We start from the raw sequence: 12,587 nt of genomic DNA, 5'->3' as shown, positions 1-12,587 counted from the left end.
TGTAGGAGCTGCCGAAGGCTGCGATCTCTTGATCCTCAAACCGCAACGGCCATCTGCTGCCTGTCCACCGCCACCAATGTCTCGATCATCGCCCGCGCCGCTGGCGACAACCTGAACCCTGTGCGACTGACGATCCCGCACCGTGCATTCATGCTCTCGATGTTCTGCGGAAGGTTGCGCCAGTGCAGCAGCGCCAGTGAACCCTGTGCGATGTCTTCAACAAACGCCTCCTCGGTGCCCACGCCAATCGCATTCGATTGCAGCACCACTTTCACCAGCGCCGGAAAATGTTCGGTCTCGATGGTCGGTGAAAAATCCACCCGTCCACTGAGGTTCGCCAGCAGTTTGCGAATGCCTGGCGGGATCATCGTGGTCGCAAGCGGGTAATCGAACATGTCGTTGGTCGACAGGCTCTCCTTGGCCAGCAGCGGGTGCCCCGGCCGGCAGAAAAACACACCGCGCTTGGGCGTCAGGGCCTGGGTCTGAAAGTTCGGGTCGGATTCGAAATGGCGGATGTCGGCGATGAAGAATTCGATCTCCTCACGGCTCAGCGCACGGCTGAGTTTTTCCCAGTTATCCACCTCAAAGCAGGTGCGCACTTTCGGGTGCGCGTTGATGAATTGCGCCACCGCATCCGGCACCAGTTTCACCGCCGGTGCCGGGCCGCAGCCGAAACGCAGCTCACCGGCATCGAGCTTGGTCATCTGCGTCACTTCGGCATTCAAGAGGGCCGCGCCTTGCACCAGGCTGCGGGCATGTTGCAGCACCACCAGGCCTTCGGGGGTGGGGCGCAAATCCTTGTTGCCGCGGTCCACCAGGACGCAGCCAAACTCGTGCTCCAGCCCCTGAATGCTGCGGCTGAAGGCGGGCTGGGTAATGCCCATGGCCTCGGCTGCGCGCACGAAACTGCGGTGTTCGTCGAGGGCGATGAAGTAACGCAACTGGCGAAGATCCATATGCTTTTCCGGCATCCTAAAAATAGCTCGAAGGCATTTGCGACGAGGGTTGACTGAGGTTTTAAATGCAACCTCTTATTCCGTCAACGAAGCATGTAGATATCTATTAGATCTAAATTGAATATAGATAGAGCAGTGTTTCGCGGCCGGTTCAACCGCAAGCAGTCTGATGAGGGTCTACCCATGAGCAATGCCGCTTTCGCAGTACAACCCGCTGTTCACGCGCTTGAAATCCACCCGGTGGCTGGTCGCATCGGTGCCGAAATTCGTGGCGTACAGCTTTCGGGCGAGCTGGATGCCGCCACTGTTGAAGCCATTCAACAGGCGCTGCTGCAATACAAAGTGATCTTCTTCCGCGAGCAGACCCAACTCGACGATCAGCGCCAGGAGGCGTTCGCCCACCTGCTCGGCGAGCCGGTGGCACACCCGACCGTACCGGTGCGCGAGGGCACGCGTTTTCTGTTGGAACTGGACGGTGCCGAGGGCCAGCGAGCCAGCTCCTGGCACACTGACGTGACCTTCGTCGAGGCCTACCCCAAAGCTTCGATCCTGCGCTCGGTGGTGGCCCCGGCTTTCGGCGGCGACACCCTGTGGGCCAACACTGCCACCGCCTATGACGGGTTGTCGGTGGAGCTGCGTGAGCTGGCCGACAAGCTGGTCGCCGTGCACAGCAACGAATACGACTACGCCGGTACCAGGCCAGACGTCTCGGCCGAGAAACTGGAGCGCTATCGCAAGATCTTCACTTCGACCGTCTACGAAACCGAACACCCGGTGGTCCGCGTGCACCCGGTCAGCGGTGAAAAGAGTCTGCTGCTGGGGCATTTCGTCAAACGCATCAAGGGCTATTCCCAGGCCGATTCGGCGCACCTGTTCGGCTTGCTGCAAAGCCATGTGATCCGCCAGGAGAACATCGTGCGCTGGCGCTGGAAGGCTGGCGATGTGGCGATCTGGGACAACCGCTCCACTCAGCATTACGCGGTGGATGACTACGGGACTCAAGACCGGATCGTGCGGCGGGTGACGCTCAAGGGAGAAGTGCCGGTGGGTGTGAATGGGCAGGTCAGTCAGACCGTGAAAGGGCCGGATATCGGCGGCGTCTGAGCCGACGCCTTCGCGGGCAAGCCCGCTCCCACACTGACCGTGTGAACACTGGAGATCCCCTGTGGGAGCGAGCCTGCTCGCGATGGCGGCCTGGCAAGCAATAAAGCATTTCTTTTGATCGGGAACCCCGCCTTATGAGTCCGTTGTACCTCGCCCCAACGTCGTCACCCCAACGGCTCAAACGCCTGCCTCTGGCCCTGCTGCTGGCAGGAAGCGCCGGTTGGACCCAAGGCTATGCGGCCGACAGCACCACCCCTGAAACCACCCCCGCAAAAACCGCCACGGCCGACAATGCACAACTGGAAACCGTGACCGTAACCACCCGCCGCCGCGAAGAAAGCGCGCAGGATGTGCCGACGCCCATGAGCGTGGTCAGCGGCCAGACCCTGGAAATCCAGCGGGTCTATCGCATCCAGGATTTGCAGCAACTGGTGCCCAGCGTCAACGTCGCCTACATGCATGCGCGTCAGTCCAGCGTGTCGATTCGAGGCCTGGGCAACAACCCGGCCAGCGATGGCCTGGAGGGCAGTGTCGGGCTGTACATCGACAATGTTTATCTCGGTCGGCCGGGCATGGCCGTGTTCGACCTGATGGACATCGAGCAGCTTGAAGTGCTGCGCGGTCCGCAAGGCACTTTGTTCGGCAAGAACACCACGGCGGGCGTGATCAACATCAGCACCCGTGCGCCGACTTTTACCCCGGAACGCAGCATCGAATCTTCGGTCGGCGAGGACGGTTATTTCCAGACCAAGGGCACGATTTCCGGCCCGCTCAATGACGAACTCGCCGGACGCTTTTCTGCGTATCGCACCCGCAGCGATGGCGATATCAAGAACGAATTCGACGGCCACGATTTGAACGGCGGCTCCCGCGATGGCTTCCGTGGCCAGTTGCTGTTCAAGCCCAACGAATCATTCAGCCTGCGCTGGATCGGCGACTACAACGAGGAGGATTCCAGCGCCGGCACCCGGGTGTTGTTCAACACCGGGCCGACCATCAATGGCACCAACCTTTACCAGCGTCGGGCCAATGCGGCGGGTGCGACACTGGTTGACGGCACGCACCGCAAGGTCAATCTGAACGATGACCAGCACGTCACCGTGCACCAGGGCGGCACGTCGGTCGAGGCCAACTGGACGCTGCCGAGCGACTTCACCCTGACCTCCATCAGCGCCTATCGCTGGTGGAATTTCACCCCACGCAATGATGATGGCCTGAACGTATCCGTCTTCCACAACGCCGGCGTTTCGGTGGAGGATAAGCAGTATTCCCAAGAGTTTCGCCTGGCGTCGCCTACCGGTGGATTCTTCGATTACGTGCTCGGCGCCTACTACTTCGGTTCCGACCTGGACAACAAATCCTTCACCTTTTACGGCCCGCAAGCGGACATCTGGAACGGTACGCCCAACGGTGCGCTGAACAACATCGACAGTGTCGGCAACGGTCATATCGAAACCAACAGCTTCGCGCTGTTCGCCCAAGGCACCTGGCACCTGACCGAGCGCCTGGATTTCACCGCCGGGTTGCGCGGCACCTATGAAGAGAAAAACGCCAGGGTGACCCGTGATGCGCCGGCCGGTGGTGCCGCGGTCACCGGTGCGGCGGCCGCGGCACGACGCGCTCGTGCGGGGGTCTTCGATTCCGGTGATCTTAACCAGTACAGTTCCAGTCCCTCGGGCCTGTTGAACCTCAGCTACCGCCTCACCGACGACCTGCTCACCTACGCCACGTTGTCCCACGGCGAAAAATCCGGAGGGGTCAATCTGGCTGTCGGCACCGCGCCGGTGGCCGGCGCCGATTCGCTGCTGATTGGCACCGAGCGCGCCAACAACGCCGAACTCGGTTTCAAGAGCACCCTGTGGGACCGTCGCCTGCAACTGAATGCCAACGTGTTCTGGACCCAGGTCAACGGCTATCAGACCAACGCCTTCGACGAAGTCAACCGCGTGCAGTTCCTGACCAACGCCGGCTCGGTGCGCTCCCGTGGCGTGGAATTCGAAAGCACCCTGCTTGCGTTGCGCGGCCTGACGCTGAACATCAATGGCTCGTACAACGATGTGAGCTACCTCTCGTACAAAGATGCACCCTGCCCACCGGAAGTCAGCCTGGCGCCGGGCGCTCCGGCATCCTGCGACCTCAGCGGGCATCAAGTGGTGGGCGCTTCGAAATGGATCGGCAACGCTAACGGCGAATACAAGTGGAACCTGAGCAACGGCTTCGAAGAGTACGTCACTGCCAGCTATGCGTTCCGCTCCAAAGCAGTGGGCACGGTGGAAGATTCCGACTTCGGGCAGATCCCGAGTTATGCAGTGGTCAACCTGTCCACCGGCCTTCGCGGCGACTTCAACCAGGGGCAGTGGGACGTTTCGTTATGGCTGAAAAACGCTTTCGACAAAACCTACTACACGACGCTGTGGACGGCTGCGAATGGCGGTTATGAAGGCCTGCTCGGCACGCCACGAACGCTGGGCGTGACCGGTCGATACGACTTCTAAGAAGGGGGGGTTCAGCAATGGGCAATGTCCAGACCGCTGCCAGTGCGCATGAAGTGTTGTGGCGCCAGGCACCTGGTGGCGAGTTGGTCGACCTCGGCCGACCGCACCGCGTGCCCTTGGGCCAGTTGCGTTTGCAGCGTTCGCCCAAGGGCATTTTGAGCCGAAGGGAAACGATCCTGCTCGGCGTGCTGGCGCTGCTGGTGCATGGCGCGGTGATTTATTGGGTCAATCAGCAACCGACCCCAGTGCTGCCGATCGTGCCGCCGGAAATTCCGCCGATGACCATCGAGTTCTCGCGGCCGGCGCCACCGGTGGTCGAACCACTGCCACCACAACCCGTGCCGCCAGTGGTTGAGCCGCCTCCGCCCGTGGAAGACGAACTGGCCGTGAAACCACCGCCACCGAAGCCGGTTCCCAAGCCTAAACCGGTGGCCAAACCGATACCGATACCGAAACCGGCGCCCAAGGCGGTTGAGCAACCACCCGCGCCTGTGACACCGGCAACGCCCGTCGCCGCCCCGGCATCACCTGCACTGCCGGCGCCCGCGCCTGTGACACCGGCCTCCGCAACGGCCGGCTACTTGAAAAACCCGGCGCCGGAATACCCGTCGCTGGCCCAGCGTCGCGGCTGGGAAGGCACGGTGTTGTTGCGCGTGCACGTGCTGGCCAGCGGCAAGCCCGGCGAGATCCAGATCCAGAAAAGCAGCGGTCGTGATGCACTCGACGAGGCCGCGCTGAACGCGGTGAAACGCTGGAGTTTCGTGCCGGCCAAGCAAGGTGATGTCGCCCGGGACGGCTGGGTCAGCGTGCCCATCGATTTCAAGATTCATTAAACCGAAACCAATTTCGCGCGAAACGTTTACACGAGGAATACACCATGACTTTACTGGCATCTCCACTTGAATCCATCGAAAGCGCGGTGATCTGGCTGCTGGTGGTTTTTTCCGTCGCGACCTGGGGTCTGGCATTGCTCAAGGGCGTGCAGTTCGGTCGCCTCAAGGCACAGGATCGAAAGTTTCATCAACAGTTCTGGGCTGCGTCGAGCCTCGACTCGGCGGCCGAACTGAGCGAAACACGGCCCGGTGCCGCGGCCCGTGTCGCGCAGGCCGGTTATGCGGCCATCCAGGTGGGCGAGGCGCCGCAAGCGGCGGATTTGAGTCAGGCGATCAACCATCAGGATCGCCTGGAGCGGGCCTTGCGTCAGCAGATCGTGCGCGAGCGCCGGTCGCTGGAAACCGGGTTGGCGGTGCTCGCGAGCATTGGCAGTACCTCGCCGTTCATTGGGTTGTTCGGCACGGTGTGGGGAATCATGGAAGCGTTGAAAGGCATCAGCGCGGCGGGCTCGGCAAGCCTGGAAACGGTTGCCGGACCGATTGGCGCGGCATTGGTCGCCACCGGTGTGGGGATCGCCGTCGCGGTGCCGGCGGTGCTGGTGTACAACTATTTTTTGCGCCGTTTGAAACTGACGGCGGCGGACCTGGATGACTTCGCCCATGACTTCTACAGCCTGGCGCAGAAGAGTTCGTTCCGTGTGCTGATCCACCCGAAGGCGCACAAGGTGGCAGCCCAGGACAATGCGCAGAAAGTGAAGGAGGCGTCCTGATATGGCTTTCTCCACGCAAGACTCTGATGAGGTGCTGAGCGAGATCAACGTGACGCCACTGGTGGATGTGATGCTGGTGTTGCTGGTGGTGTTCATCGTCACCGCGCCGCTGCTGACCAACGCAATTCCGATCAACCTGCCCAAGACCGAAGCGGTGGCGCCGGTGGAGCAGAAAGATCCGTTGGTGGTGAGCATCGACGGTGCCGGCAAACTGTTTATCAACAAGGACGAGATACAACCGGACTTGCTGGAGTTCAACCTCAAGTCGGTGAAGGCCAAGGACCCCGAGGTGCGCGTGCAGTTGCAGGCCGACAATGGTGTGAATTACGGCGAGGTGGCGCGGGCCATGGCGTCGATTGAGCGGGCAGGGATTACCAAACTGTCGGTGATTACTGCGCGTTAACGGATTTTCGTTTTCCGGGGCCGTCTCCTTGGCAGGGTGCGGCCCTTTTTTTATTCCCGAAACAGAATTGACCCCTGTAGGAGCTGCCGCAGGCTGCGATCCTTTGACCTTGTTTTTTTAAAATCAAAAGATCGCAGCCTGCGGCAGCTCCTACAGAGATGGTTGTATATTCTATGTTGGTCTTAATAAATAGCTTCTTATTCCTTAACGAATATAAATCCTCTCCCTATACTCGACCGAGAACAGACACGCAGCAGGAGAGCTCCCCCATGCGCAACGAATCAATTCGCTACCTGATTGTGCCGGGCTGGCAAGGATCGCCGGAAGATCATTGGCAAAGCCACTGGCAGAACAGCCTGCCGAACAGTGCGCGGGTGGAGCAGGCCGACTGGCTGACGCCACGTCGCGAAGACTGGGTCGCGGCGCTGGCCGAGGCGATTGCCGCCGACAGCACGCCGGTCATCCTGATCGCCCACAGCCTGGGTTGCATCACCGTCGCCCATTGGGCAGCGAGCGCCCCCGTGCAGTTTTTGCGTCAAGTACGCGGTGCCTTGCTCGTCGCGCCGGCAGATGTCGAACGCCCGGCCTGCGTGCCGGCCTTGCGTAACTTCGCGCCGATTCCGACGGACCTGCTGCCATTCCCGAGCCAGGTTGTCAGCTCCGACAACGACAGCGCCGTCAGTGCACCGCGTGCCCTGGAACTGGCGCGTCATTGGGGGGCCGAGGCGGGGATTCTGGCGGGGGCGGGGCATATCAACGTCAAGTCCGGTCACCAGCGCTGGGAGCAGGGTTTTGCCTATCTCTATCGCTTGCAGAACCGCATGGAACACCACGCCCTGCGTCGCGCTTGAACACTTTCTTTATTTAACGCCCCCGTCTCCCGGCGGTTTTGGGCGGGAGTCTGCCATGAGCTTTGAAACCTTCGGTCAGCCGCTGCTGACCTTTCCCGATGCCGAAAAAAGTCCCCTGAGCATCCGCGCCAAGGCGCTAGTGTTTGTCGATCCGCGTTCGCGGCAATTGCGTGAAGACCTGGAGCAACTGGCCACGCGTTCAGTGTCAGTGCTGATCCGTGGCGAAACCGGCACCGGCAAGGAATTGCTGGCGCGGCATATCCATCGCGCCAGTGATCGCGGCGGGTTATTCGTCTCGGTCAACTGCGGCGCCATCAGCCCGACTTACGCCGACGCCGAGTTGTTCGGCTATGCGGCGGGCAGTTACAGCGGCTCGGCGAGCAGTCGTGCCGGGTGGTTCGGTTCGGCTAACGGCGGCACGCTGTACCTGGACGAAATCGGCGACCTGCCGCTGCCGATCCAGATCAAGCTGCTTGCCGCACTGGAAAACCACGAAGTCACCCGCGTCGGTGCCCAGCAGCCGAGCCCGGTGGATGTGCGGCTGGTGGCGGCCACCAGCATCGATCTGGCCCAGGCGGTTGCCGCCGGAAAATTCCATGAACGGCTCTATCACTACCTCAGCGAAGGCCCGCTCGAATTGCCGGCGTTGCGTGAGAGGGTGGGGGATATCCTCTCGCTGGCGGAGTACTTCCTCGGCATCTACAGCCAACGCCTGGACCTGCCGGTACCGCTGATCAGCGAGGAGGCGCAACAAGTGTTGGAGCGGCACAGTTGGCCGGGCAATACCAGGGAGCTGGAGAACGTCATTCACTTTGCATTGCTGGTCAGTACGGGTGACGAAATATTGCCGGAACATTTGAATCTGTCGGTTGCCCGGCCATCTGCGGTTCTTATACAAGGATGGATAGATCAACTTGTTCAACAAGGAGATGTCGCTGAAGTCCGGGCGCTGAAAAAACATTTCACAAGCATCAATATATAAACTCATTGATTATATTTATAACGAAACCAGGCAATTGATTGTTGCTTGGTTTTTTTGTGGGGGCTGATCCTTGTTTTATATTTTGTAATATTTGCAGTGTGGTTGTGACAATTTTGCGTTTTGCAGGCCGATGGGGTTTGATATATCTTTTAACTTCTCTTGGATACATTGATATCCGTCATTGTTAAATATCATATGAAAAAGGATTTTTCTGTGAGGCTTGTTGAAAATAATGCTGCGATAGCCCCGGGTGCCGACGATGAGTTGGAAGATATCAATCTCCTTGCCGAAGGTCATATGCCTGCTGATCCGGGGATGGCACCCCAGTCTTTTCAAGAGGCTGATTCTCCTGAGTGGATAGACCTCAAACGATTTCAAGTCTTCTCGACGTCGGGCGGAAATACAATTTACGCCAATGGGTATCAGCAGTTGAAATTGATGGTGGTTGTGCAAGCTGTAGACGATGGGCAAAAGGTAGTAGGCATTTCCCAAAGCGAGTTCGACAGCATTCAACTGCTGGATGCCTATTCCGGCAAAGCCCTGCCGATAGACAACATCCGAGACGGCGAGGAACTGGCATGGAAATGCGCGCTGGAACGACGCTTACCATACGAGCCGTTTCCTCACACGGGTGAACCGCGTGGCCCGGTTGTGCGGGGGAAAGCCATCTTTCTCAAGGAGTTCTACGTCAGCAGCAACTCTCCCGAGCCCATCAAGCTGATTGCAGCCATTACCCGTTCGGACGGGAAGGCATTCTATTCGGAAGAAACCTCGGAATTCGGTGAAATAAGCCTGAGGACCGTTCCACCGCCGATCTATCGAAAAGAACAGTTCAGGGTCAAACACCTATCCGGCAACTTGCAACCGACAGAGAACCTTGCCAAGGTTGATCGATATGTTCTGGATCTGTTAGTGGATCAGCACCATATAAAATTCATCGATTGCTCGATTAGCGGCGTGTTGCATGCACGCAGCGAGTATCCCGATTATCTCGGGTATTACGCCGTTGGCTATTTTAAAGGGCTCAAGGCTAATCATGGCACGGAGGTGTTGTGGGAAACAGCCGATAAACTTGCGACCTGCCATGAAGAACAAGGCAAAGTCACTTTTTTGATGCACTTTGCCAGAAAGGGCGGAACGTCCCATGTTCGATATGATCATTTGTTGGTGAGGGTGTTTGTTCGGGATATGTATGGGAACAGGCATGAAGTCGACGTCGCAATGAATACCCGAAATCCTTCGATGATCGAAGTTGTTTAATTTTACTGTGTCTGCAAAGTCAAGGAATGATGATGAGTACAGCAGYGCCAGAAGTGGAGTCCAACGCATTCAATTTTTCTGAGTTTATCCAGTCTGGAGTTGATGTCCGTACCGGCTCTTATAGTACCAGCATTAATCTCGCGGGGTGGGTGGCTAACAATATCAATGGTCCGCAGGTATCCTTTAGTATTTCATTCGATAGTTTCCGCACAACAGATCTCGGTTGGGGACGCGGTTGGTCATTGGGTTTGAGCTCCTACAATCGGAAGACCCGTAAACTGACCCTTGCAAGCGGAGTTTCTTATCGTGTCTACATCAGCCGAGGGCGGCTCGTCGTCAAGGATAAAAAGCTTCAAGACACCCTGGTCACGCTCGACGGCGACAATCTGGTTGTCAGCCATAAAAACGGTCTGATCGAGAAGTTGGTCAGGCCGGATGAAACGTATGACGAATGGTTGCCCGAACAGGTTCACTCCAACGAAGGGCGCTCGATCAGTCTGAAATACATGTTGGTACGGGGCCGCCGTGTCCTGCACGAAATTCACGATCAGCAACACCGCCTCGTGGCCCTGAGTTATGAAACGAAAGATCAACCCGCCAGCATTACCGTATGGCCTGATCATCCGCAAAGACGCTTGAAGTTTGTTTTGCGGGTTCGCGATGGATGGCTCCGGCAGATATCCCTTGATCACGGTACCGCCGAGCACCTTGCATGGTCATTCGATTACCAATTACTCAATGGTTTTCTGGTCATGACGGATGTCCGCGCGCCGGGTGGCAGTGTCGAGAGTATTGAGTACGCTCCTCAGAAGCACCGGTTACCGCTCGGGGCACCAATCAATGCTTTGCCGGCGGTGCGGCGCAGTGTTCTGGTGCCGGGTACAGGGTTGCCGACGATCACCCGTGTCTATGAATACTCCGACAAAAATTTCCTCGGCTATCAATCGGGACTTCGTTGGGTGCAGGACGGGGACCATCTGCACGGGCACAAAGGGCCTTACACCTACTCCTGTACCGAACGCCTGGTTACGGGTGTGGGCGACAAGACAGTTGAACTGAGTCGCATCGAAAGAACCTACAACCGCTTCCACCTGATGACCTCGGAAAAGTCCCTTTCCAACGGGAAGGTGCAGCAACGAACGATTACCTATCACGATGTTGACGGTCTGGACTTCTCCGATCAGCCCGCCCATTTCCAACTGCAGAAGACATCTGTCGTCAGTTATGTCGATACTTCTACGAACGCCGCGCCCCGAACCGAAACCACCCATACGACCTATGATGAATCCGGCAATCTGCTAACGCAGATAAATCCGAGCGGAGCCCGGGAGGAATACGTCTATTATCCGGCAGAAGGTGCCGAGGGTTGCCCCCCCAACCCACTGGGTTTCGTCACGGCATTGAAGGAGCGATCGGTCACGCCTTCACCTGATTTTGCCCCGGCGCCGACGGTCATTGTCCGTTTTTCCTACATTGACTTGCCCTCCATGCGCGAAGACGGTCACCGGTTTTTGTTGCCTCAAAGCGAAAGGCTGTTTGAAGGAGGGAATAAAGAGCCATGCGTGGATACTCGATTCGAGTACATCGATGATGCCAGCGATGCGTTTTACGGACGCCTCAAGAGTCGCTCGCAAGCCGAGCACAACGGCAACCGCCGTCTCGAATTCAAATATTCAATTGATGGAGATTGGGTAGAAACCCTTCAACAATTGTACGTGGGTAGCGAAAGGCATGATCGCAAAGTCTGGCATGACCGATTTATCGGACAGGAAGTCAAGCTTCGGGATGGGGGCGGCAGTGAGTTGTTGAAGAAGTACGACAATCTGAACCGTGTCGTTCGCGAGACAGCGGCATTCGATGGAACGGATATCGCGTCACGCATCACTGAATTCTACGGCGAAAGCCAGTCAGAGGACGGCGCAACCATCGGCATCACTAACATACGGGGTGTGCTGAGCAAGATTTGGCTCGACGGGGTCGGGCGCACGACCAAAGTCAAAGTTCAGGATGTCGATTCACCCGAAAAGCCAATGCGTTTGAGCTATGAGGCCCACTACGACAATTTTGGTCGACTGGTGAGCGAAGTCAGCCAGGATTGGTGCGATGACAAGGCCACTGCGTCAACCACGACCTACAGCCACGACGGCTGGGGGCGCGTATGCAGAACGGTAGGTCCTGATGGTGTCGCGGTGAACGATGTGTTTGACCCGGTTTCATTGACTCGAACATGCTGGTGCGACGGCGCTGGAAAAACCCGTTCTGTATTGAACGTGTTCGGTAAGCCAGATCGGGAAGAACGCATCGATTCCGAAGATGTGGTCACTATTACCGCGACTTTTTCCTATGACGGACTTGGGCGTTGCCTGACGCAAACCAACGAGGCAGGATTCGAAACGCGCTTGCGTTATGACCTTTTCGGTCGTCTGATCGAGACGGTTCTGCCGGATGGTACTTCGATAAAAAAAAAGTATGACCCTCTGAGCACGGGTGATCATCCGATCGAAATCAGTGCCGATGACTACGTGTTGGGCACCCGGACTTATGACGGTTTATTACGTGTCACCCGTACGACCGTCGGCGGCAGAACCGCAACAAGGACCTATGAAGGTGGGGGCGCTCAAGCTGTGCAGCAAGTGACGGCGGCGGGCGATATTTTCAGGTTCACTCTTGATCCCATGCTCAACGGGGCCGTGACCGCGCGGATGGGCAGCCACGCTCAATCAGCCAGATATCGATTTGATCCATTGACCGGGCAACTCGTCGAAACCTCCAGCCCTGCCATCCAGCGCCGGGTTGAGTACGCCAGGTCGGGCAAAGAGAAGTCCCAGGAGTGGATCTCCAGAGAAGGCCGCTTCGGCACCGCCACTACCCGTTCATTGAATGGGCTGCCCATCAGCTTTACCGATGTTAACGATGTAGAAACTACTTATGTC

Annotated in this window: 9 protein-coding genes and 1 pseudogene; 9 read left to right on the top strand and 1 reads right to left on the bottom strand. The window is 58.0% G+C overall.

What is annotated here, in order from left to right; genetic code table 11:
• Positions 1–35: 35 nt before the first annotated feature.
• The gene (locus AC1DVH_RS19390; RefSeq protein ID WP_477755169.1) at positions 36–956 is read right to left on the bottom strand and encodes a LysR family transcriptional regulator; all 921 of its coding nucleotides are present in this window, start codon (positions 954–956) and stop codon (positions 36–38) included.
• Between the two features lie 183 nt (positions 957–1,139).
• On the opposite strand from AC1DVH_RS19390, the gene AC1DVH_RS19385 reads away from it, so the two are divergent.
• The 9 genes and pseudogenes from AC1DVH_RS19385 to AC1DVH_RS19345 all read left to right on the top strand — a co-directional run.
• Positions 1,140–2,060, top strand: coding sequence for a TauD/TfdA dioxygenase family protein (locus tag AC1DVH_RS19385; protein WP_477755168.1), 921 nt, complete (start codon positions 1,140–1,142; stop codon positions 2,058–2,060).
• A 134-nt stretch (positions 2,061–2,194) separates the two neighbouring features.
• The gene (locus tag AC1DVH_RS19380; RefSeq protein ID WP_477755167.1) at positions 2,195–4,555 is read left to right on the top strand and encodes a TonB-dependent receptor; all 2,361 of its coding nucleotides are present in this window, start codon (positions 2,195–2,197) and stop codon (positions 4,553–4,555) included.
• Between the two features lie 17 nt (positions 4,556–4,572).
• Positions 4,573–5,388, top strand: a complete 816-nt coding sequence (locus tag AC1DVH_RS19375) for an energy transducer TonB (RefSeq protein ID WP_477755166.1) — start codon at positions 4,573–4,575, stop codon at positions 5,386–5,388.
• A 44-nt stretch (positions 5,389–5,432) separates the two neighbouring features.
• On the top strand, positions 5,433–6,158 hold the full coding sequence (locus AC1DVH_RS19370; protein ID WP_477755165.1) for a MotA/TolQ/ExbB proton channel family protein: 726 nt from the start codon (positions 5,433–5,435) through the stop codon (positions 6,156–6,158).
• A 1-nt stretch (position 6,159) separates the two neighbouring features.
• On the top strand, positions 6,160–6,561 hold the full coding sequence (locus AC1DVH_RS19365) for an ExbD/TolR family protein (protein WP_477755164.1): 402 nt from the start codon (positions 6,160–6,162) through the stop codon (positions 6,559–6,561).
• Positions 6,562–6,830: 269 nt separating this feature from the next.
• The gene (locus AC1DVH_RS19360) at positions 6,831–7,412 is read left to right on the top strand and encodes an alpha/beta hydrolase (protein WP_477755163.1); all 582 of its coding nucleotides are present in this window, start codon (positions 6,831–6,833) and stop codon (positions 7,410–7,412) included.
• A gap of 55 nt (positions 7,413–7,467) precedes the next feature.
• Positions 7,468–8,394: a sigma 54-interacting transcriptional regulator gene (locus tag AC1DVH_RS19355; RefSeq protein WP_477755162.1), complete on the top strand. Its 927-nt coding sequence runs from the start codon at positions 7,468–7,470 to the stop codon at positions 8,392–8,394.
• Between the two features lie 195 nt (positions 8,395–8,589).
• A complete protein-coding gene (locus tag AC1DVH_RS19350) occupies positions 8,590–9,654 on the top strand; it encodes a hypothetical protein (protein WP_477755161.1) in 1,065 nt (354 codons plus the stop codon).
• Positions 9,655–9,686: 32 nt separating this feature from the next.
• Positions 9,687–12,587, top strand: a pseudogene (locus AC1DVH_RS19345) (RHS repeat domain-containing protein); the annotation flags it as partial.

This window comes from Pseudomonas sp. P4_C3 (assembly GCF_056402075.1).
This window is presented reverse-complemented; position numbering and strand designations above follow the sequence as displayed.